We start from the raw sequence: 22,488 nt of genomic DNA, 5'->3' as shown, positions 1-22,488 counted from the left end.
GTGACATTAAAAGTAGCATCCGCATGTGAATTTTCCGTGAGCTTTTTCAGTTCATTTTGCGATTGCTGCGCATTTTTTGATGTAAGTCACGCCTCATTCACTCTTCGCCAAAAGGCCACTACGGTTTACTGATTGATCGTCTGGATGAAGTTGGGCAAGCTCGGTGCTTTTGCGCAGAGCCCTTTATGCATGTCGACGACGACGGCCCAGAACAGACCCCGGCCACGGCCGCTACGGTCATGCGCTATCACCTGAGCTGGAAACATCGCGACCTGGACAGCGTCATGGCGCTGTACCACCCGGACGTCCAGTACAACGATTTCTTTCAGAACCGGGTGCTCGGCTTTGATGAGTTGCGTGAGTACGTGCGTGTCAGCATGCCGCGAGAATCCGACGAAGCGCTGGAGCATTGCGACCGGATCCGCGTGGATGGCAACACTGCCTACATTCAGTACGAAGTGACCTTGCGCGGTGGCGACGGACTGGTGTCGTTCCGTTCCAGTGAAGCGATCACAGTAAAGGACGGCCTGATCTGGCGGGTCAACGAATACGCCTCGCTGGTTCGCACGGCAAACAGTGGCACCGTCGCCCCCAGCCAGCGTCCGGCGGTGAGTCGACTGGGCCTGTCACCGCGCCAGATCAGTTTCATGGCCGAAGACCTGCAGCAATATTTCGAACGGCAACAGCCTTACCTCGATCCCGAGCTGGATCTGCAACGGGTGGCGAAGGAGTGCGGGTACAGCCGCAATCAGATTTCCTACCTGCTCAATCAGGTGCTGGGGCAGAGCTTCTATCGATACGTCAACCACGCGCGCCTGCAGCACTTGCTCAAGTCACTGGATCACGCCACGCCACCGCTGCGTATCGATGAACTGGCATTTGCCGCCGGTTTCAACTCGCTGTCGGCGTTCTACAGTTGCTTTCGCCAGCACACCGGACAGTCGCCGAAGGCCTACGCCAAACAAATTTCTTTGCGGACACGCGCGCAAGACAGCCGTTGAAGGCTCGCACTAGGATCGACGCCATCGAAGGTTTTCAGTGGCGGAGTCTTGCATGCCGGCGTGGCGCACTATCAGTTTGTGGATGGATCAACTCGACGAGCCGCTGATCGCGCGGCCGGCGCTGGAACAGGATCTGGATGTCGACGTGGCCATCATCGGCGCCGGCTATACCGGGCTGTGGACCGCGTACTACCTGAAAAAACTCGCGCCGGGTCTGGATATCGCCATCATCGAGGCGCAAACCGCCGGTTTCGGTGCGTCCGGACGCAATGGTGGCTGGCTGATGGGCAATCTGCTGGGCGAGGATCGACTGCTCGCCGGTCTCTCGCCACAACAACGTCGCGCCTCTTTTGATCTGCTGCACAGCATCCCCGATGAAGTGGAAGTTGTCCTCGAACGTGAGGGTATCGACTGCGATTATCGCAAGGGCGGGGTGCTGTACTGCGCCGCTCGCTACCCGGAACAGGAAGCCAGCCTGCGCGAATACCTCGACAAGCTGCACGCCCAAGGCCTGACCGACAACGATTACCGCTGGCTGAGCCCCGAACAACTGGCGCAACAGATTCGCGTGGCAAAACCCTACGGCGGCATCTATGCGCCGCACGTGGCGACGATTCACCCGGCGAAACTGGTGCGCGGTCTGGCGCGTACCGTGCAGAACATGGGCGTGAAGATCTACGAAAACAGCCCGGTCACGCACTGGCAGTCCGGTAGTTTGCGCACGGCCAGGGCCAGTGTGCGCAGCCGCTGGATCGTGCCGGCCGTTGAAGGCTATTCGGTGACGCTGCCGCCGCTGGGTCGCTATCAGTTACCGGTGCAGAGTCTGATTGTCGCCACCGAACCACTGTCGGTTGCGACCTGGGATGAAATCGGCCTCAACCGTGGCCAGGCCTTCAGCGAGTTCAGCCGTCAGGTCACTTATGGCCAGCGCAGTGCCGATAACCGGCTGATATTCGGCGCTCGCGGGGGCTACCAGTTCGCCGGCAAGTTGCGCCACAACTTCGATCTGACCCGCGATGAAGTCGAACTGCGGCGCTATCTGTTCGGTGAGCTGTTCCCGCAACTGAAAAACGTGCAAATCACCCACGCCTGGGGCGGCAACCTCGGCATGTCGCGGCATTTCAAGCCGCACATGCTTTGCGATCGGGCCAATGGCATCGCGCTGTCCGGCGGTTATGGCGGGGAGGGCGTGGGGGCCAGCAACCTCGGCGGCCGCACCCTGGCCGATCTGATTCTGGAGCGCGATACCGAACTGGTACACCAGCCGTGGGTGCTGCCGGACGGCGGGATCCATGCGTTGCGCGCCTGGGAGCCGGAACCGTGCCGCTGGCTCGGTTACAACGCGATCATCAAAAGTTTTGTCCACGAAGACCAGACCCTGGCCAATCCGGCCACCGCACCGTGGCGGCGCAAGCTCGCCAGTCAGGTCGCGGGCTTCATGGAAGGTTTCATGCACTAACCGCCGTTTTCTTCACAAGACAGGTCCCACCATGAGCATTACGCAGTTCAAGAACACCGCCAGCCTGCAACTGGACCAATCCAACCCGGTCGCCGTGCCGATCGGCGAGCCGGTCGCGATGACCTCGACCACCAGCGTCGAGCGCGACGACGGCGTTGAAACCGGCGTCTGGGAATGCACCCCGGGGCGCTGGCGCCGGCAGATCACCGCGCAAGAGTTCTGCCATTTCATCTCCGGGCGTTGCACGTTCACCCCGGACAACGGCGGTGAAACCCTGCACATACAAGGTGGCGACGCACTGATGTTGCCGGCCAACACGCTCGGCATCTGGGATATCCAGGAGACCGTGCGCAAGACCTACGTCCTTATTTTCTGATTGTTTGATCCTTTGATTGCCTGCCAACAAAAATAGCCACTACAGGAATCGACCCCATGATCCAGAAAACCCTCGCTCTGGCGCCGCTGCTGCTGGCTGCCTCCATTAGCCATGCCGCCGAAACGGTGAAGATTTACAACTGGTCCGATTACATCGCGCCGGACACCACGAAAAACTTTCAGAAAGACACCGGCATTGGCGTCACCTACGACGTCTACGACAGCAACGAAACCCTCGACGGCAAGTTGATGACCGGCAAATCCGGGTATGACGTGGTGTTCCCGTCCAACCACTTCATGGCGCGGCAGATCCAGGGCGGGGCGCTGAAGAAGCTCGACAAGAGCCAGTTGCCGAACTGGAAGAACCTCAATCCGGTATTGCTCAAGGCCTTGCAGGTCAATGACCCGAACAACGAGCACGGCTTTCCGTACCTGTGGGGCAGCACCGGCATCGGCTACAACGTCGCCAAGGTCAAAGCGGTACTGGGCGACAACGCGCCGGTGGATTCCTGGGACCTGATCTTCAAACCCGAGTACATGGAAAAACTGCAGAAGTGCGGCGTGGCGATCCTTGATAACGGCCCGGAACTGCTGCCGGCGGCACTCAACTACCTGGGTTTGCCACCGCATAGCAAGAACCCCGAGGACTACAAGAAAGCCGAAGCACTGCTGATGAAAGTGCGGCCCTATGTCAGCTACTTCCATTCCTCGAAATACACCAGTGACCTGGCCAATGGCGATATCTGCGTGGCGGTCGGTTTTTCCGGCGACATCCTGCAAGCGGAAAACCGCGCCAAAGAAGCGAAGAACGGCATCGACATTGGATACGCGATTCCCAAGGAGGGCGCGGCAATCTGGTTCGACATGGTCGCCATGCCCGCCGATGCGCCGGACGAGAAGGCCGGTTACGCGTTCATGAACTACCTGCTGCGCCCGGACGTGATGGCCAGCATCAGCAATTACGTGCACTACGCCAATGGCAACCAGCAGGCCGACGGCCTGATCGACCCGGCCATCAAAAGTGACACCAAGGTTTACCCAAGCCCGGAGATGATGGGCAAGCTGTTTGCGCTGGAAGCCATGCCGCTGAACATCGACCGGATCCGCACCCGTGTCTGGAACAAGATTCGTACTGGTAGCTGAGCCAACCCCAAACCCTGTAGGAGCTGCCGAAGGCTGCGATCTTTAGATCTTCAAATGCAAAGATCGCAGCCTCGTTCCACTCGACAGCTCCTACAGGGACAGGGGTATCAGGCGTTATTAAATAGTTGATATCAATACACTGGCATCGCACTAATAGAGTGCAGGAAAGTGAGACGCGTCTAACAAAAAACAACTTACCAATATTTAATATTTAAATAGAAAATCGTCAGACAATTGGAGGCGGTGAAACCGGGTAAAACAATCTTTCGACCCCGCAGGCTTTGTTTACGGTAGTTTTGCGCAACAGTGCAATTTGATCTCAAAAAAAGGCTAGACGTATGATTTCAAATTGTGTCAGGTTCGTTACGCCTTCATTGGGCGAGTGATAGGACGATCTCGCCAGGGATCGTCGCTATCTGACAAAAACTGTTCCATTGCTAAACAAGGAAGTGTGTTTATGTCGAAAGTAAAAGCTAACGCTATTGATATCACCGCAGACACATTCGTGCCTGTGGGCGCAGTGCAGTCTCTGGCGGCAACCAGCTCCGCCTGGAATCAGATCAATAGCTTCAGCCATCAATACGATCGTGGCGGCAACCTCACGGTCAATGGCAAACCCTCCTTTTCCGTCGACCAGGCCGCAACCCAATTGCTGCGCGACGGCGCTGCCTATCAGGACAAGGATGGCAGCGGCAAGATCGAACTCACCTACACGTTCCTGACTTCGGTATCGTCCAGCACGATGAACAAGCACGGGATCACAGGGTTCAGCCAGTTCAGTAATCAACAGAAAGCCCAGGCCGTGCTCGCCATGCAATCCTGGGCCGATGTGGCCAACGTCACCTTTACCGAGAAAGCCACTGGCGGTGACGGCCACATGACCTTCGCCAACTACAGCGGTGGCGTGGACGGCGCAGCAGCGTTCGCCTACCTGCCGGGTACCGGTCCTGGTTACGACGGCACTTCGTGGTACTTGATCAACAGCGGTTACACCCAGAACAAGACCCCGGACCTGAACAACTACGGTCGTCAGACCCTGACCCACGAAATCGGCCACACCCTTGGCCTGGCGCACCCGGGCGACTACAACGCCGGCAACGGCAACCCGACCTACAATGACGCCACCTACGGGCAAGACACCCGCGGCTACAGCGTCATGAGCTACTGGAGCGAAAGCAATACCAGCCAGAACTTCAGCAAGGGCGGCGTAGAAGCCTATTCCTCAGGCCCGCTGATGGACGACATTGCAGCGATCCAGAAACTCTACGGCGCCAACATGAGCACCCGTACCGGTGATACGACCTACGGCTTCAACTCCAACGCCGGTCGCGATTTCCTCAGCGCCTCGTCGTCGAGCGACAAGCTGGTGTTCTCGGTGTGGGATGCGGGCGGCAAGGACACCTTCGACTTCTCGGGTTTCACCCAGAACCAGAAGATCAACCTCAATGAAGCCTCGTTCTCCGACGTGGGCGGCATGATCGGTAACGTATCCATCGCCAAGGGCGTGACCATCGAGAACGCCATCGGCGGTTCGGGCAACGACCTGCTGATCGGTAACAGTGCGTCCAACGAGCTCAAGGGCGGTGCCGGCAACGACATCATCTACGGCGCCGGTGGTGCGGACAAACTGTGGGGCGGTTCGGGTTCGGACACTTTCGTGTTCGCCTCCAGCTCCGACTCCAAGCCGGGTGCAATCGACCAGATCCTCGATTTCGTCAGCGGTCTGGACAAAATCGACCTGAGCGCCATCACCAACGGCTCCGGCCTGCACTTTGTCAGCAGCTTCACCGGTTCGGCCGGCGACGCGATCCTGACCTCGTCGGGCGGCAACAGCCTGTTGTCGGTGGACTTCTCCGGGCACGGCGTGGCGGACTTCCAGGTCAGCACCGTTGGCCAGGCAGCGACCAGCGACATCGTGGCGTGATGTAAACGGGAAAGCGGCGCTTCATGCGTCGCTTTCTTTGCTTGCATCGTGTTGATGGCTGGGCAAGGCTAGGTGCCGGAGCGAATTTTCTGATGATCCGTAAAGTTTTTACCTACAAGGGAATGGCGTGGCTTTCGGCGGCGCTGATCATGATTTCTGGAGAAGCAACCATGGCAAGCAGCCTCAGACTGGAAGACCCCTCCGTGTTCGTCGGGCAGTGGCAGGCGATTCTGACTGCGCCCGATGACGCCCCAGAGGCGCAGGCATTGCAGGATAAACCCTCGAACACCTGTCTGATCGATCTGAAACCCAACCAGACACTGGGCAAGGGCGCCGAATGCCTGGGGGCATGGCTTGAGCAAGCGCCAGTCGGCTGGTTTCCTGATCCGGACGGCCTGTCGATTACCGGCAAGGAAGGTTCAAGAATCCAGTTCTTCAGCCGACAACGTGATGGGCTTTATCTGAGCACTTTGAAGTCGGGACTGGTGATTACGCTGACGCGCCATACACCGCAGCCGTGAACAACGGCACCGACTGAACCGTTGACTATAAGGTTTGATGTTGCAGTTATAAGCAACAGCTCAATGCAACGAGTGGCGTTGAACTGTTGAAAGTTGTTATTGAAGTGTAAGTGCAAGTTGCAAGAACCCGTCCGGTCTGTGCACGGATAATTAATAGAAGCGTCTCGCCAAAGAATGGCGGGGATTACATTCAGGAATAATCAATGAAGATGGCGAAGGCCCCAGCCACCGCTCCCTTATTCAAGGCTTTGGGTGACTATAAAAGCATTCTGATCAGCGTTGGGTGCTTTACCGCACTGATTAACGTGCTGATGCTGGTGCCCTCCATTTATATGCTGCAGGTCTACGACCGCGTGCTGTCTTCGCAGAACGAAACCACCCTGGCGATGTTGTCCTTGATGGTGGTCGGCTTTTTCGCCTTCATCGGCATGCTGGAAGTGGTGCGCAGTTTCATCGTAATCCGCATCGGCAGCCAACTGGAGCGCCGCTTCAACCTGCGGGTGTATCAGGCGGCGTTCGAACGCAACCTGTTCAAGGGCGAGGGTAACGCCGGGCAATCGCTGGGCGACCTGACCCACATTCGCCAATTTGTCACCGGGCCAGCCCTGTTCGCGTTTTTCGACGCGCCGTGGTTCCCGGTCTATCTGTTCGTGATTTACCTGTTCAACGTCTGGCTCGGAGTCCTCGCCACGGCGGGTGCGCTGCTGCTGATCGCACTGGCGTGCCTCAACGAATACATGACCAAGAAGCCGCTGGGCGAAGCTGCCGGTTACTCGCAGAAGTCCAGTCAACTGGCGACCAGTCACCTGCACAACGCAGAAACCATTCAGGCCATGGGTATGCTTGGCGCGTTGCGCAAGCGCTGGTTCGGCGTGCATTCACGCTTCCTCGGTCTGCAGAATCAGGCCAGCGACACCGGTGCGGTGATCAGCTCGATCAGTAAAACCCTGCGTCTGTGCCTGCAATCGCTGGTGCTGGGCCTCGGTGCGTTGCTGGTGATCAAGGGTGACATGACGGCCGGGATGATGATCGCCGGTTCGATCCTGATGGGCCGCGTGCTGAGCCCGATCGACCAATTGATCGCGGTGTGGAAACAGTGGAGCGGGGCGAAGCTCGCCTACCGCCGTCTGGATGCCTTGCTGCAGGCGTTCCCGCCGAGCGACGAGGCCATGGCGTTGCCTGCGCCAAAGGGCCAGATTGCCTTTGAACAAGTCAGTGCCGGCCCACCGGGGCAACGCGCGGCGACCCTGCACATGGTCAACTTCGCGATTGGCGCGGGCGAAGTGCTGGGCGTGCTCGGTGCTTCCGGGTCCGGCAAGTCGACCCTGGCCCGAGTGCTGGTCGGCGTGTGGCCGACCCTGGGTGGCACGGTGCGCCTGGACGGTGCCGACATCCATCGCTGGAACCGCGATGAGCTCGGCCCGTACATCGGCTACCTGCCACAGGACATCGAACTGTTCAGCGGCAGCATCGCCGAAAACATTGCCCGGTTCAGTGAAGCCAACCCGGAACAGGTCGTGGCTGCCGCGCAACAGGCTGGCGTGCACGAGATGATTCTGCGGATGCCGCAAGGTTATGACACACAGTTGGGCGAGGACGGCAGCGGTCTGTCCGGCGGCCAGAAACAACGTGTCGCATTGGCGCGCGCCCTGTATGGCGACCCGAGCCTGGTGGTGCTGGATGAGCCGAACTCCAATCTCGACACCGTCGGTGAGGCTGCGCTGGCCAGCGCCATCGCCCAGCTCAAGGCCAAGGGCACTACCGTGGTGCTGGTCACACACCGCTCTTCGGTATTGGCCCAGGCCGACAAGTTGCTGGTGCTCAACGACGGTCGTCTGCAGGCATTCGGTAACAGTCAGGACGTACTCAAGGCGCTGTCCGGCGCTCAGGAACAATCACGGGAAAAATCTGCGCAGGCACCGGGCGGGCTCAGCATGAGCCGGCAGTACCAGCCCACGACAAGGAATTCGGGTGTATGAGCAGCGCCAGCATGAACACTGAAAACGAAGCCTCCATGGAACACGCATACATCACCGAGCGCCCGGAGCGCGATGCGAAATTCTTCGCGCGCATGGGCTGGATTCTGGCCATCGTCGGCGCCGGCAGTTTCTTCACCTGGGCCGCACTGGCGCCGCTGGATCAAGGCATTCCGGTGCAGGGCACCGTGGTGGTGTCGGGCAAGCGCAAAGCCGTGCAGTCAATGAGTGCCGGCGTGGTCAGCCGGATTCTGGTGCGCGAAGGCGAGATCGTCAAACAGGGCCAGCCACTGTTCCGCCTCGACCAGACCCAGGTCGCGGCCGACGTGCAGTCGCTGCAAGCCCAGTACCGCATGGCTTGGGCCAGCCTCGCGCGTTGGCAGGCCGAGCGCGATAACCTCAAGCAGGTGACCTTTCCGGCAGAGTTGAGCAATGATCCGGATCCGCGTCTGGCGCTGGTCCTTGAAGGCCAGCGTCAACTGTTCAGCAGCCGCCGCGAAGCGTTCTACCGCGAACAGGCCGGCCTGCGCGCCAGCATCGAAGGTGCCACCGCGCAACTGGCGGGCATGCGTCGCGCCCGCACCGACCTCAACGCCCAGGCCGATTCGCTGCAGCAGCAACTGAGCAACCTGCAGCCGCTGGCGGACAACGGCTACATCCCGCGCAACCGCTTGATGGAGTACCAGCGGCAGCTGTCGCAAGTGCAGCAGCAACTGGCGGAAAACACCGGTGAAAGCGGCCGGGTGGAGCAGGGCATCCTCGAATCGCGCCTGAAGCTGCAACAGCATGGCGAGGAATATCAGAAGGAAGTGCGCACGCAACTGGCCGACGCGCAGCTCAAAAGCGTGACCCTGTCGGAGCAACTGACTTCGGCCGGTTTCGACCTGCAGCACAGCGAGATCCTCGCCACCGCCGATGGCGTGGCGGTCAACCTTGGCGTGCACACCGAAGGCGCCGTGGTGCGTCAAGGCGAAACCTTGCTGGAGATCGTCCCGCAAGGCACCACCCTGGAAGTCGAAGGGCACTTGCCGATCAATCTGATCGACAAGGTCGGCACGCATCTGCCGGTCGATATCCTGTTCACCGCGTTCAACCAGAGCAAGACCCCGCGCGTGCCGGGTGAGGTCAGCCTGATTTCCGCCGACCAGATGGTCGACGAGAAAACCGGCGTGCCGTACTACGTGTTGCGCAGCAGCGTCAGTGATCAGGCGATGGAAAAACTCCACGGTCTGGTGATCAAGCCCGGTATGCCGGCGGAAATGTTCGTGCGCACGGGCGAACGTTCACTGCTCAACTACCTGTTCAAACCGCTGCTCGATCGGGCCGGCTCCGCGTTGACCGAAGAATAAGGATGTTCGGCTGTATGAATAAGCTTTCGATGTTGGGGGCGGCGTTCGCGCTGCTCGCAGGAAACAGCGCACTGGCGGCCATGGGGCCATTCGAGGTCTACGAACAGGCATTGCGCAACGATCCGGTGTTCCTCGGCGCGATCAAGGAGCGCGACGCGGGTCTGGAAAACCGCATCATCGGCCGCGCCGGGCTGTTGCCGAGACTGGGTTACAACTACAACCGGGGTCACAACACCTCGAAGGCCACGCAACTGACCGCTCGCGGCAACCTGACCGAAGACCGCAACTACAACAGCTACGGCTCGACCCTGACCTTGCAGCAACCGTTGCTCGACTACGAAGCCTACGCGGCGTATCGCAAAGGCGTGGCGCAGGCGCTGTTCGCCGACGAGGCGTTTCGTGGCAAGAGCCAGGAACTGCTGGTGCGGGTGCTGGATAACTACACCAAAGCCTTGTTCGCCCAGGATCAGATCGATATCGCTCAGGCCAAAAAGAAGGCCTATGAGCAGCAGTTCCAGCAGAACGAGCACATGTTCAAACAGGGCGAGGGCACGCGCACCGACATTCTGGAAGCCGAGTCGCGCTACGAACTGGCGACCGCCGAAGAGATCGAGGCGCGCAACGAGCAGGATGCCGCGTTGCGTGAACTGGGCGCGCTGGTTGGCGTGCAGACAGTGGATATCAGCGAGCTGGCACCACTGGATCAGAACTTCCAGACCTTCGCGCTGATGCCGGCCAACTACGACACCTGGCATGAGCTGGCGATCAGTAACAACCCCAATCTGGCGTCGCAACGGCAAGCGGTAGAAGTGGCCAAGTACGAAGTCGAGCGCAACCGCGCCGGGCACCTGCCGAAAGTCAGTGCTTATGCGTCGATCCGCAAGACTGAATCGGACAGCGGCAACACCTATAACCAGCGCTATGACACCAACACCATCGGCTTTGAAGTCAACGTTCCACTGTATGCCGGTGGCGGGGTGTCGGCCTCGACCCGTCAGGCCAGCCGCACCATGGAGCAGGCGGAATACGAACTCGACGGCAAGACCCGCGAAACCTTGATCGAACTGCGCCGCCAGTTCAGCGCCTGCCTGTCGGGCGTCAACAAGTTGCGTGCCTATCAGAAGGCCCTGGCGTCGGCTGAAGCGCTGGTGGTGTCAACCAAGCAAAGCATTCTTGGCGGTGAACGGACGAACCTCGATGCGCTGAACGCCGAACAGCAACTGTTTACCACCCGCCGCGATCTGGCTCAGGCGCGCTATGACTACCTGATGGCCTGGACCAAGCTGCATTACTACGCGGGGACCTTGAACGAACAGGATCTGGCACGGGTGGATGAGGCGTTCGGACAAGGCCCGAAAACCCAGTAACACTGAAAATCCTGTAGGCGCTTGAAGCAGAGCAAATGATCGCAGCCTGCGGCAGCTCCTACATAGAGCAAGGACTGGCTGAACTGTAATCCCTGTAGGAGCTGCCGAAGGCTGCGATCTTTTGATCTGGCTGTCAGTGCCTGCAAAACAATAAGAAAAGTGAGTGGTGAACATGGACGTACGCATCAAGCCGGCAGCGGTCGGCACCCTGTTGCTCGCAGTTTCCATCGCGCAAGCCCATGCGCAGTACTTTGAATCCGGCAAGCCCGGCGATCCTGCCAGTTGGCGCAGTGCCGAATTCCAGCGCGACTGGGGCCTGGCGCGGATGCAGGCCGATCAGGCTTACGCCGCCGGTATCACCGGCAAAGGCGTGAAGATCGGCGCCCTCGACTCCGGCTTCGATGCCGCCCACCCTGAGTTCGCCAGCGACCGCTATCACCCGGTAATGGCCTCCGGCAGTTACGTCGACGGCTCGCTGTTCAACGTCAACGGCACCCTCAATTCCAACAACGATTCCCACGGCACCCACGTGGTCGGCACCATGGGCGCGAGCCGTGACGGCACCGGCATGCACGGCGTGGCCTACAACGCGCAGATCTACGTCGGCAACACCAACAACAACGACAGTTTCCTCTTCGGCCCCAAACCCGATCCGCGCTATTTCAAAGCGGCCTACGACGCGTTGGCCGCCGCCGGCGTACGCGCGATCAACAACAGTTGGGGCAGTCAGCCACCGGATGTCAGTTACCGCACCCTGGCCGATCTGCACGCCGCGTACGCCCAGCACTGGAATCAGGGCACCTGGCTCGATGCAGCGGCGGACGTCTCGCGCCGTGGCGTGATCAACGTGTTCAGTGCCGGCAACAGCGGCTACCCGAACGCCAGCGTGCGTTCGGCGTTGCCGTACTTTCAGCCGGATCTGGAAGGCCATTGGCTGGCGGTGTCCGGGCTGGACCAAAGCAATCAGCAGAAGTACAACCAGTGCGGCGTCGCCAAATACTGGTGCATCACCACGCCGGGGGCGAAGATCGACAGCACCATCCCGGGCGGCGGTTATGCGATCAAGTCCGGCACTTCGATGGCCGCGCCGCACGCCACCGGCGCACTGGCGCTGGTGATGGAACGCTATCCGTACATGAACAACCAGCAGGCGCTGGAAGTGCTGCTGACCACCGCCACGCAACTCGACGGCTCGGTCACCGATGCGCCGACCGAACGGGTCGGCTGGGGCGTGGCCAACCTCAATCGGGCGATGCACGGGCCGGGGCAACTGCTCGGCGCGTTCGATGCCAACCTGGCCGCCGGACAAAGCGATGTCTGGAGCAACGACATCTCCGACAAGGCCCTGATTCAGCGGCAAAGCGAAGACCTCGCCGAACACCGCGCCTGGCAGCAAACCCTGCAGGACAAAGGCTGGCAAAACGGTATTCCGGCCGGCGCCAGTCAGCAGGATCAGACCGACTACGCGGTCGGTATGGCGCGTGATGCCGCAGCGGCGACGCGGGTCTACCAAGGCAGCCTGATCAAGTCCGGGGCAGGTCGCTTGCTGCTGACCGGTGATAACACCTTCCGTGGTCCGACCACGGTCAATGGCGGCGTGCTCAGCGTCAACGGCTCGCTGGCCTCGGCGGTGACCGTCAACGACAGCGGCACCCTTGGCGGTTCGGGGCGCATCGGTGCGCTGATCGCCAACAGCGGCGGCCGCGTGGCGCCGGGCAACTCCATCGGCACGTTGAACGTGACCGGTGACGTGACCTTCGCCCCCGGTTCGACTTACGCGGTGGAGCTGTCGCCGACCAGCAGCGACCGCATCGTTGCCGGCGGCAGCGCGAGCGTCAGCGGTGCCACGGTCAGCCTGTCGCTGGAAAACAGCCCGACCCTGCTCAGCACCACGCAAGCGCGCAGCCTGCTTGGGCATTCGTACGACATTCTGCAAGCAGCCGGCGGCATTCAGGGCCAGTTCGGCGCGGTGCTGCCGGATTACCTGTTCATCGGCGGCAACCTCGACTACGCGGCCAACGCCATTCAGCTCGACATCCAGCGCAATGCGACCTCGTTCGCCAGCGTCGGGCAGACCCCGAATCAGCGTGCGGTGGCGACTGCCGTCGAAGGTCTGGGCGCCGGCAACTCGGTGTACGAAAGCTTGCTGCTGTCAGCGTCTGCCGCTTCGGCGCAACAGGCGTTCCAGCAACTCAGCGGGGAAATCTACCCGGCACTGGGCTCAATGCTGATCAATGACAGCCGCCAGTTGCGCGACGCGGTCGGCGAACGTCTGCACGATGCCAACGCCACGCCAGGCAATGGCTGGATCAAGGCCCTCGGCGCCTGGGGTTCGACCGATTCCGGTAACGACACCTCGCGCTACAGCACCTCGATCGGCGGCTTGCTTGCCGGTGTTGACGGCGCGCTGGACGAGCAGACGCGCATCGGTCTGGTCACCGGTTACAGCGACAGCTCGCTGAACATGGGCTCGGACACGCACTCGTCGGCCAAGGTCGACAGCTATCACCTCGGCGCTTACGCCGGTCATGACATCGGCGCCTGGCGCCTGAGCACCGGCGCGGCCTACAGCTGGCATCGCGCCGATGTGAAGCGCGATCTGCAATACGGCGACGTCAGCGCCAAACAGAAAGCCAAGGTCGATGCGGCCACCACGCAGGTCTTCGGTGAAGCGGCTTATCGCCTGAACTTGCAACCGGTCGCGCTCGAGCCGTTCGCCAACCTCGCTTACGTGCATCTGGATACCGAAGGCTTCACCGAAAAGGGCGACGCGGCCGCGCTGAAAAGCTCCGGCGAGCAGCGTGATGCGGTGCTCAGCACCCTCGGTTTGCGTGCGGTCAAGCGCTTCAATCTGTCGACTCAACAGGCGCTGGACGTCAGTGGTCATCTCGGCTGGCAACACAGCTTGAGTGACATCGACGCCGAACAGCATCTGCGTTTCGCCAGCGGCAGCACGCCGTATTCGGTCGAAAGTTCGGCGCTGGTGCGTGATGCGGCGCTGGTGGGCGTGCAAGCCAGTCTGGCGTTGAGCAAGGACGTACGGGTCAACCTCGATTACAACGGACAACTGGCCAACCGCGAGAAGAGCCATGGCGTGGGGCTGAGCCTGAACTGGCAGTTCTGACGGAGGGCGTGCGCCTATCCCTGTAGGAGCTGCCGAAGGCTGCGATCTTTTGACTTTGATTTTTTAACAACAAGATCAAAAGATCGCAGCCTGCGGCAGCTCCTACAGGGGGGATGTGAGCACACACCTGTGGTGAGAGGATTCATCCCCGATGGGACGCGAAGCGGCCCCGATAGTCGTCCGGGTGTGCGACTGCTGCGCAGTCGATCGGGGATAAATCCCCTCGCCACAAGCGTTATTTCCCGGGCCCAGGTGTGGGCCTGGTAGACGGATTTTTCGCAACAACACTAAGGAAGGTCGCTGGATGAATAACAACAATACCCCCGCGCAAACGGGCGGTCGCTTCGCCATGAAAACCCTCAATTGCGCCGTACTCTGTGCGTTGACCAGCTGGGGCACCGCGCACGCGGCGCCTTATGTGGAAAACGGCCGCAGCGGTGATCCCGCCAGTTGGCGCAGCGCCGAGTTCCAGGCAGATTGGGGCTTGGGCGCCATCGGGGCGGATTCCGCTTACGCTGCCGGCTACACCGGTAAAGGCGTGAAACTGGGAATCTTTGACCAGCCGGTGTACGCCGCGCACCCGGAGTTCTCCGGCCCCGACAAAGTCGTGACCCTGGTCACCATCGGGATCCGCGAATACACCGACCCTTACATCCCGGTCAAAGCCGGGGACGCGTTCCGCTATGACGGTTCGCCCTCGGTCGGTTCCGACGGCAAGCTCGGCGCCCACGGTACTCACGTCGGTGGCATCGCTGCCGGCAGCCGTGACGGCGGGCCGATGCACGGCGTGGCGTTCGGTGCGCAGATCATCAGCGCCGACAACGGCGACCCGGGCCCGGAGGACGGCATCGTCCGTGGCAACGACGGCGCGGTGTACAAGGCCGGTTGGGATGCGCTGATCGCCAGTGGCGCGCGGATCATCAACAACAGCTGGGGCATCGGTATCACTGACCGTTTCGACCTTGGCGGTCGCGACCCGGCGTATCCGCACTTCACCGTCAACGACGCGCAAGTGCAGTTCAACGAAATCCGCACATTGCTCGGCACCAAGCCGGGCGGCGCCTACGACGGCGCGATTGCCGCCGCCCGTAGCGGTATCGTGACGATTTTTGCCGCCGGCAACGATTACAACCTGAACAACCCGGACGCCATCGCCGGCCTCGGTTACTTCGTGCCGGACATCGCGCCGAACTGGATCACCGTCGCCGCGTTGCAGAAGAACCCGGATCTGGCCAGCGCCAACCCGTACATCATGAGTACGTTCTCTTCGCGTTGCGGTTACACCGCGAGCTTCTGCGTTTCGGCACCGGGCACGAAGATCTTCAGCTCGATCATCGAAGGCACCAACGCCGACAACCTGACCACCGGCTACAAAAACTACAACGGCACCTCAATGGCCGCGCCGCACGTGGCCGGCTCGATGGCGGTGTTGATGGAGCGCTTCCCGTACATGACGGGTGACCAGGTCGCCACGGTGCTGCGTACCACCGCCACCGACCTCGGCGCACCGGGCATCGACGCCTTGTACGGCTGGGGCATGATCAACCTGCGCAAGGGCATTGATGGCCCGGCGATGTTCGTCACCGAGCAGGACATTCCGGAAGAATTCCGCATCCAGGGTGCCTACGGTTCCGGGCAGTTTGTTGCGGACCTGCCGGGCATTGGCGCGATCATCGACAAGGGCAAACCGACCGAGCGCGTCTGCACCGACATCACTTGCGGGCTCGACACCTGGCGCAACGACATTTCCGGTCACGGCGGCCTGACCAAGCAGGGCATCGGCACGCTGGTGTTGACCGGCAACAACAGCTACAGCGGCCCGACCCTGGTCAATCAGGGGCGTCTGGCGATCAATGGCTCGCTGGCTTCGACGGTCACGGTCAACGACAGCGGCATCCTTGGCGGTAACGGCCGCATCGGCGCACTGACCGCGAAAAGCGGCGGTACCGTGGCGCCGGGCAACTCGATCGGCACGCTGAATGTCGCCGGTGACGTGACCTTCGAGCGCGGCTCGACCTACGCGGTGGAAGTCTCGCCAACCAGCAGCGACAAGATCGTTGCCGGTGGCAAAGCCATGATCGATGGCGCCACGGTTAGTCTGTCGCTGGAGAACAGCCCGACCTTGCTGACCACGACTGAAGTGAAGAGTCTGCTCGGCACTCAGTTCAACATCTTGCAAGCGGCCGGTGGCATTCAAGGCCAGTTCGGGCAAGTGCTGCCGAACTACGCGTTCCTCGGCGGTACCCTGGCGTATTCGGCGAACGGCGTGCAACTCGACGTCGGGCGCAACGGCGCGTCGTTCGCCAGTGTCGGCTTGACGCCGAACCAGCGTGCGGTCGGTGCGGCTGCCGAGGGGCTGGGCGCGGGCAATGCGTTGTTCGAAACCTTGCTGCTGTCGCCAAACGCGGCGTCGGCGCAACAGGCGTTCCAGCAACTGTCCGGCGAGATTCATCCGGCCATCGGCACGATGCTGATCAACGACAGTCGCTACCTGCGTGAAGCGGTGGGCGAGCGTCTGCGTGAGCGCGATCTGTTCAATGCCAACGCACCGACTGACGAGCGCAGCAATGCCTGGGTCAAGGTGCTGGGTTCGTGGGGCAAGAGCGATGGCGGCCATGAAAACGCCGACTCCAACAGCTCCATCGGCGGCTTGCTGGCCGGTGTCGACGGCTTGATTGCTGAAGATACTCGTCTGGGTTTCGTTACCGGTTATAGCGACAGTTCGTTGAACATGGGCAGCGGCACGCATTCGTCGGCCTCGGTCGACAGCTATCACCTGGGTGCATACCTGGGGCATCAGATCGATGCGCTGCGTCTGACCGCCGGTGCGGCGTATAGCTGGCACCGCGTGGATGTGAAGCGTGATCTGCAGTTCGCCGGCGTCAATGGCAAAGAGAAAACCAAGCACGATGCCGCGACCACTCAAGTGTTCACCGAAGCGGCTTACGATCTGCGTCTGCAACCGATGAATCTGGAACCGTTCGCCAATCTGTCGTATGTGCACCTGAACACCGACAGCTTCACCGAAAAGGGTGATGCCGCGGCGCTCAAGAGCTCTGAAGACAACCGCGATGTGGTGCTGTCGACCCTTGGCGTACGCGCCAAGCGCACCTTCGCCCTGTCGGACAAGCATCAGCTGGAACTGGGCGCGACCCTCGGCTGGCAGCACAACCTGAGCAGTGTCGATGCTGACAGCCACCTGGCCTTCGCCAATGGCAACAGCGCGTTCACTGTGCAGAGTGTGTCGATGGATCGTGATGCGGCCGTGGTCGGCGTCCGTGCCGGGCTGGCGCTCAATCGCGATGTCCGGGTCAACCTGGACTACAACGGACTGATCGGTAACAACGAGAAGGACCACGGTGTGGGTCTGACCCTCGACTGGCAGTTCTAAAGGAGTACCGGCAGCCCTCCAGGGGCTGCCGGTCATGAAGGAAGAGAGAGCACAACATGGGATTGTTCGATTACAAAAATGCCGATGGCAAAGCGTTGTACAGCGATGCCATCGCCCTGACGCTGTATGCCTACACGCCAACCGGCCAGCCGTTGCCGGCCACCGCCTGGAAACCCCTCAGCGCCACGGCGCTGGGCTATCAGGGCAAGGTCGGCGCGCAGGGCACGTTCTTCGGCGAGAAGGACGGCTTCACCAGCGCCGAGGCTGAAGTGCTCGGCAAGTACGACGCCGGTGGCAAGCTGATCGGCATCGGCGTGGCCTTTCGCGGCACTGGCGGACTGGGTTACAGCGACACTTTCGGCGACATGAAGAACAATCTGCTGGCCGCCATCGGGCCATCGGATTACGCGAGTAACTACGCGAAAAACGCCTTCGACAACCTGCTCAAGGCGGTTGCCGCGTTCGCGCTTGCCAACGGCATTGCCGCCAAGGACGTGCTGTTCAGCGGTCACAGCCTCGGTGGCCTCGGGGTCAACAGCGTGGCCGAGTTGAGCGCCAGCAACTGGGGCGGGTTCTTCAAGGACGCCAACTACATCGCGTTCGCTTCGCCGACCCAGAGCAGCACCGGCAACAACGTGTTGAACATCGGTTACGAAAACGATCCGGTGTTCCGCGCACTGGACGGCACCACGTTCAGCAGCGGGTCGCTGGGCAAGCACGACGGGCCGCATGAGTCGACCACCGACAACATCGTCAACTTCAACGACTACTACGCCTCCACCGCGCAGAACCTGGTGCCGTTCAGTATCGTCAATCCACTGAGCTGGTCGGCCCACGGCTCGTTGGGGTATGCCGATGGCTTGAACCGGGTCATCGACTCGAAGTTCTACAACCTGACGCACAAGGACTCGACCCTCATCGTCTCCAACCTGGAGGAATCGTCCCGGGGCAAGACCTGGGTCGAGGACTTGGGGCGCAGCGGCGAACCGCACACCGGCAGCACTTTCATCATCGGCACCCAGAGCGGCGACTGGCTCAAGGGCGGGGCCGGTAACGACTTTCTCGAAGGCCTGGGCGGTGATGACCGGTTCCGCGATGACGGTGGCTTTAACATTCTGCTCGGTGGTCAGGGCCACAACACGTTCGAGCTGCAGAAACCGCTGCAGAACTTCAGCTTCGCCAACGACGGTGACGGCACGCTGTATGTGCGCGACGCCTACGGCGGCATCAGCATGACCCGCGACATCGGTGCGCTGGTGAGCAAGGAGTCGGGGTCGTGGTGGGGCAGCAAGGACATCACCTGGGGCGTTACGGCCAAGGGTTTGACCAATGGCAGCGAACTGACCCAGTACACCCATTCGCTCAACGGCGATGGGTACGGCAATGCGCTGCACGCCAGCGCCGACGGTGACTGGCTGTTCGGTCTGGGGGGAGATGACAAGCTGATCAGCGACAAGGGCCACGTGACCTTCGTCGGCGGCGCCGGCAATGACGTGATGACGGCGGTGGGCGGCAACAACACCTTCCTGTTCAGCGGCGCCTTCGGTTTTGACGCGATCAATGGCTACCAGGGCAGCGACAAACTGGTGTTCATGGGCGTCGAAGGCGCGGGGCAGGGCTACGACTACAAGCAGCATGTTGCCCAGTCGGGAGCTGATACCGTGCTGAAGATTGGCGAGTATGCCGTGACCCTGGTCGGGGTGGGAGTGGCTAACCTGTCGGACTCGGCGTTCGTCTTCGCCTAGCTCTAATGTGGGAGCGAGCTTGCTCGCGAAAGCGGTGTGCCAGCCAAGCAAATGGCAGCTGACACTCCCTCTTCGCGAGCAAGCTCGCTCCCACAGATTTGATGTGTAAGTAGTGAAAATGCTCCGGGGCGTGCCCGTGAGGGGCGCCCTGGCTGTGAGCTATCTCTGACAATTCCAACAAAAGAGAGGCAATAGCAATGGGTGTGTATGACTACAAGAACTTCGGTACAGCCGATTCCAAGGCGCTGTTCAGCGATGCCATGGCGATCACGCTGTATTCCTATCACAACCTTGATAACGGCTTTGCCGCCGGTTATCAGCACAACGGTTTCGGCCTCGGTCTGCCCGCCACGTTGGTGACCGCGCTGCTCGGTGGCACCGATTCGCAAGGAGTGATCCCCGGTATTCCGTGGAACCCCGACTCGGAAAAACTCGCCCTCGACGCGGTGAAAAAGGCTGGCTGGACACCGATCACCGCCTCGCAACTGGGCTACGACGGCAAGACCGACGCGCGCGGAACCTTCTTCGGTGAGAAGGCCGGTTACACCACCGCTCAGGTGGAAATTCTGGGCAAGTACGACGCTCAGGGCCATCTCACCGAAATCGGCATCGCTTTTCGCGGCACTAGCGGCCCGCGGGAAAACCTGATCCTCGACTCGATCGGCGACGTGATCAACGACCTGCTGGCAGCTTTCGGCCCCCAGGATTACGCCAAGAATTACGTCGGTGAAGCGTTCGGCAATCTACTGAATGACGTGGTGGCGTTCGCCAAGGCCAATGGCCTCAGCGGCAAGGACGTGCTGGTCAGCGGCCACAGCCTCGGCGGGCTGGCGGTCAACAGCATGGCTGACCTGAGTGGCGGCAAGTGGGGCGGGTTCTTCGCCGATTCCAACTACATTGCCTACGCCTCGCCGACCCAGAGCACCACCGACAAGGTGCTCAACGTCGGTTACGAAAACGACCCGGTGTTCCGCGCCCTTGACGGCTCGACCTTCACCGGCGCCTCGGTCGGCGTGCACGACGCGCCCAAGGAATCGGCCACCGACAACATCGTCAGCTTCAACGATCACTACGCCTCGACCGCGTGGAATCTGCTGCCGTTCTCCATTCTCAACATCCCGACCTGGATCTCGCACCTGCCGACTGCGTACGGCGACGGCATGAACCGGATCATCGAGTCGAAGTTCTACGACCTGACCAGCAAGGACTCGACGATCATCGTCGCCAACCTGTCGGACCCGGCGCGGGCCAACACCTGGGTGCAGGATCTGAACCGCAACGCCGAAACCCACAAGGGCAGCACGTTCATCATCGGCAGCGACAGCAACGACCTGATCCAGGGCGGCAGCGGCAATGACTACCTCGAAGGGCGCGCCGGCAACGACACGTTCCGTGATGCTGGCGGCTACAACGTGATTCTCGGTGGCGCCGGCAACAACACCCTCGAGTTGCAGAAATCGGTAAACACCTTCGACTTCGCCAACGACGGCGCCGGCAACCTGTACGTGCGCGACGCCAACGGCGGGATCAGCATCACCCGCGACATCGGCAGCATCGTCACCAAGGAGCCGGGCTTCCTCTGGGGGCTGTTCAAGGACGACGTGACCCACAGCGTCACGGCCAGCGGTCTGAAGGTCGGCAGCAACGTCACGCAGTACGAGTCCAGTGTCACCGGCACCAGCGGTGCCGACACGCTCAACGCGCATGCCGGCGGCGACTGGTTGTTCGGCCTGGACGGCAACGACCACTTGATTGGTGGCCCGGGTAACGATGTGTTTGTCGGTGGCGCCGGCAATGATCTGATGGAGTCCGGGGGCGGGGCGGATACGTTCCTGTTCAACGGCGCGTTCGGTCAGGATCGGGTGGTGGGTTTTACGGCCAACGACAAACTGGTGTTCCTTGGCGTGCAGGGTGTGTTGCCTAACGACGACTTCCGCGCGCATGCCTCGACGGTGGGGCAGGACACGGTGCTGAAGTTTGGTGGTGATTCGGTGACGCTGGTCGGGGTGGCGCTGAATAGCCTCAGTGCCGATGGAGTTGTGATCGCCTGATGCATCCGTAACCTGTGGCGAGGGAGCTTGCTCCCGCTGGGTCGCGAAGCGGCCCTGAAGAGTTTGTGAGCGCTACGCGCTCAAGCGGGAGCAAGCTCCCTCGCCACAACCCGATATCAAAAGTGACTCGATAGCCACACCCTGACTCAAATGCTGTGCAAACAGCAAAAGCGGCCTAAAGCCAGCACGTGCCCACACGTTCTATAGCCAGCCGCCATTGAGTACAGGAGATGCACACGTGAGAAGGGTCAAGGGGTATGTCGGATTTGTCGGACTGGCGCTGTTATCGGCCAATGCCTGGGCCGATCTGCCGCCAACCTCGATTCTGAGCCGTTACGGCATCAGCAGCGATCAACTGCCGAAACCGGCGAAGACGGAAGCCATCGAACCGGTCGAAGAGAAAAGCCTGTTTCAGATCCAGCCCGAACAGCCGTTCGTGACGTTTCGGCGGGGTGACGACAAACAGGCGCAAGCCACCGGCAACCTGAGCATCGACCGCATGACCCAGCAGGATCTGGAGCGCTGCCGACGTCTGCAAGCCGAGCTGGCGCGCCGGGGTGAACAGTATTTCAGCTGTGATCACAGCATTGTGGGCCTGCCTGCTTTCGAATAACCCACACAGATCACGCTCTCCCTGTAGGAGCTGCCGCAGGCTGCGATCTTTTGATCTTGTTTTTAAGATCAAAGTCAAAAGATCGCAGCCTTCGGCAGCTCCTACAGGTAAAGCGGGGTGTCAGTCTTCCTTGCGTACGGTCGCGACTTCGTCGGAACGGACTTTCACCTTGGTCCCGGAAATATCCTCGAACTCATAGAACCCGTCCTTGTTCTTGGTTTTCGGCATGTCCTTGGTCAAATACTGGGTGCCGTTCTGCAAGGTCACCACGGTCGGAGTCGAGCAGCCGGCCAATGCCAGAAAGGCTGCTACCGCCAGGGGAAGACCCAGAGTCTTGATATTCATACCCACCTCAAATACCTCATTCCATATGAATTGACCGTATCCGGTCTCTAACGCGGTTGGTGCCATCGAACCGGGAAAAGTTCGACAGCACCCCGAAAAAATTC

General features: G+C 60.9%; 15 protein-coding genes. 14 read left to right on the top strand and 1 reads right to left on the bottom strand.

What is annotated here, in order from left to right; all coding sequences use genetic code 11:
* Positions 1-185: 185 nt before the first annotated feature.
* The 14 genes from AC193Q_RS06575 (at position 186) to AC193Q_RS06510 (ending at position 22,039) form a co-directional block, all read left to right on the top strand.
* Positions 186-1,001, top strand: a complete 816-nt coding sequence (locus AC193Q_RS06575) for a helix-turn-helix transcriptional regulator (RefSeq protein ID WP_483879314.1) — start codon at positions 186-188, stop codon at positions 999-1,001.
* 52 nt (positions 1,002-1,053) lie between these two features.
* Positions 1,054-2,460: an FAD-dependent oxidoreductase gene (locus AC193Q_RS06570; protein ID WP_476284608.1), complete on the top strand. Its 1,407-nt coding sequence runs from the start codon at positions 1,054-1,056 to the stop codon at positions 2,458-2,460.
* A 31-nt stretch (positions 2,461-2,491) separates the two neighbouring features.
* Complete coding sequence (locus AC193Q_RS06565) at positions 2,492-2,836, top strand: cupin domain-containing protein (protein ID WP_047294557.1); 345 nt, start codon at positions 2,492-2,494, stop codon at positions 2,834-2,836.
* Positions 2,837-2,892: 56 nt separating this feature from the next.
* Positions 2,893-3,978: a polyamine ABC transporter substrate-binding protein gene (locus AC193Q_RS06560; protein WP_047294555.1), complete on the top strand. Its 1,086-nt coding sequence runs from the start codon at positions 2,893-2,895 to the stop codon at positions 3,976-3,978.
* Positions 3,979-4,435: 457 nt separating this feature from the next.
* A complete protein-coding gene (locus AC193Q_RS06555; RefSeq protein ID WP_047294553.1) occupies positions 4,436-5,902 on the top strand; it encodes a serralysin family metalloprotease in 1,467 nt (488 codons plus the stop codon).
* Between the two features lie 92 nt (positions 5,903-5,994).
* Positions 5,995-6,423, top strand: coding sequence for an AprI/Inh family metalloprotease inhibitor (locus AC193Q_RS06550; RefSeq protein WP_183082881.1), 429 nt, complete (start codon positions 5,995-5,997; stop codon positions 6,421-6,423).
* 203 nt (positions 6,424-6,626) lie between these two features.
* Positions 6,627-8,402 carry a type I secretion system permease/ATPase gene (locus AC193Q_RS06545; protein WP_121185568.1) on the top strand — a complete coding sequence of 592 codons (1,776 nt, stop codon included), beginning with the start codon at positions 6,627-6,629 and terminating at the stop codon, positions 8,400-8,402.
* Complete coding sequence (locus AC193Q_RS06540; RefSeq protein ID WP_121185566.1) at positions 8,399-9,748, top strand: HlyD family type I secretion periplasmic adaptor subunit; 1,350 nt, start codon at positions 8,399-8,401, stop codon at positions 9,746-9,748. Before AC193Q_RS06545 ends, AC193Q_RS06540 begins: the two co-directional genes overlap by 4 nt.
* A gap of 2 nt (positions 9,749-9,750) precedes the next feature.
* Positions 9,751-11,115 carry a TolC family outer membrane protein gene (locus tag AC193Q_RS06535; RefSeq protein WP_121185564.1) on the top strand — a complete coding sequence of 455 codons (1,365 nt, stop codon included), beginning with the start codon at positions 9,751-9,753 and terminating at the stop codon, positions 11,113-11,115.
* A 172-nt stretch (positions 11,116-11,287) separates the two neighbouring features.
* Positions 11,288-14,239 carry an autotransporter serine peptidase EprS gene (gene eprS, locus AC193Q_RS06530; protein WP_121185562.1) on the top strand — a complete coding sequence of 984 codons (2,952 nt, stop codon included), beginning with the start codon at positions 11,288-11,290 and terminating at the stop codon, positions 14,237-14,239.
* Between the two features lie 304 nt (positions 14,240-14,543).
* On the top strand, positions 14,544-17,630 hold the full coding sequence (locus AC193Q_RS06525; protein ID WP_483879313.1) for an autotransporter domain-containing protein: 3,087 nt from the start codon (positions 14,544-14,546) through the stop codon (positions 17,628-17,630).
* 56 nt (positions 17,631-17,686) lie between these two features.
* On the top strand, positions 17,687-19,375 hold the full coding sequence (locus AC193Q_RS06520; protein WP_121185558.1) for a polyurethane esterase: 1,689 nt from the start codon (positions 17,687-17,689) through the stop codon (positions 19,373-19,375).
* Between the two features lie 197 nt (positions 19,376-19,572).
* A complete protein-coding gene (locus AC193Q_RS06515; protein ID WP_483879312.1) occupies positions 19,573-21,426 on the top strand; it encodes a polyurethane esterase in 1,854 nt (617 codons plus the stop codon).
* 238 nt (positions 21,427-21,664) lie between these two features.
* A complete protein-coding gene (locus AC193Q_RS06510) occupies positions 21,665-22,039 on the top strand; it encodes a hypothetical protein (RefSeq protein ID WP_047294539.1) in 375 nt (124 codons plus the stop codon).
* A 120-nt stretch (positions 22,040-22,159) separates the two neighbouring features.
* On the opposite strand, the gene AC193Q_RS06505 is transcribed toward AC193Q_RS06510, so the two are convergent.
* Positions 22,160-22,384: a YgdI/YgdR family lipoprotein gene (locus AC193Q_RS06505; protein ID WP_047294538.1), complete on the bottom strand. Its 225-nt coding sequence runs from the start codon at positions 22,382-22,384 to the stop codon at positions 22,160-22,162.
* Positions 22,385-22,488: the final 104 nt, after the last annotated feature.

This window comes from Pseudomonas sp. F2, from assembly GCF_057174385.1.
Note: the sequence above shows the minus strand (reverse complement) of the source record. Positions and strands in the feature narration are given on the sequence as shown.

Coding starts and splice junctions, on each gene's coding strand:
- AC193Q_RS06575 (WP_483879314.1), top strand. CDS start 186: ATGCATGTCGACGACGACGGCCCAGAACAGACCCCGGCCACGGCCGCT.
- AC193Q_RS06570 (WP_476284608.1), top strand. CDS start 1,054: ATGCCGGCGTGGCGCACTATCAGTTTGTGGATGGATCAACTCGACGAG.
- AC193Q_RS06505 (WP_047294538.1), bottom strand. CDS start 22,384: ATGAATATCAAGACTCTGGGTCTTCCCCTGGCGGTAGCAGCCTTTCTG.
- AC193Q_RS06545 (WP_121185568.1), top strand. CDS start 6,627: ATGAAGATGGCGAAGGCCCCAGCCACCGCTCCCTTATTCAAGGCTTTG.
- eprS (WP_121185562.1), top strand. CDS start 11,288: ATGGACGTACGCATCAAGCCGGCAGCGGTCGGCACCCTGTTGCTCGCA.
- AC193Q_RS06535 (WP_121185564.1), top strand. CDS start 9,751: ATGTTCGGCTGTATGAATAAGCTTTCGATGTTGGGGGCGGCGTTCGCG.
- AC193Q_RS06550 (WP_183082881.1), top strand. CDS start 5,995: ATGATCCGTAAAGTTTTTACCTACAAGGGAATGGCGTGGCTTTCGGCG.
- AC193Q_RS06565 (WP_047294557.1), top strand. CDS start 2,492: ATGAGCATTACGCAGTTCAAGAACACCGCCAGCCTGCAACTGGACCAA.
- AC193Q_RS06515 (WP_483879312.1), top strand. CDS start 19,573: ATGGGTGTGTATGACTACAAGAACTTCGGTACAGCCGATTCCAAGGCG.
- AC193Q_RS06555 (WP_047294553.1), top strand. CDS start 4,436: ATGTCGAAAGTAAAAGCTAACGCTATTGATATCACCGCAGACACATTC.
- AC193Q_RS06560 (WP_047294555.1), top strand. CDS start 2,893: ATGATCCAGAAAACCCTCGCTCTGGCGCCGCTGCTGCTGGCTGCCTCC.
- AC193Q_RS06540 (WP_121185566.1), top strand. CDS start 8,399: ATGAGCAGCGCCAGCATGAACACTGAAAACGAAGCCTCCATGGAACAC.
- AC193Q_RS06525 (WP_483879313.1), top strand. CDS start 14,544: ATGAATAACAACAATACCCCCGCGCAAACGGGCGGTCGCTTCGCCATG.
- AC193Q_RS06520 (WP_121185558.1), top strand. CDS start 17,687: ATGGGATTGTTCGATTACAAAAATGCCGATGGCAAAGCGTTGTACAGC.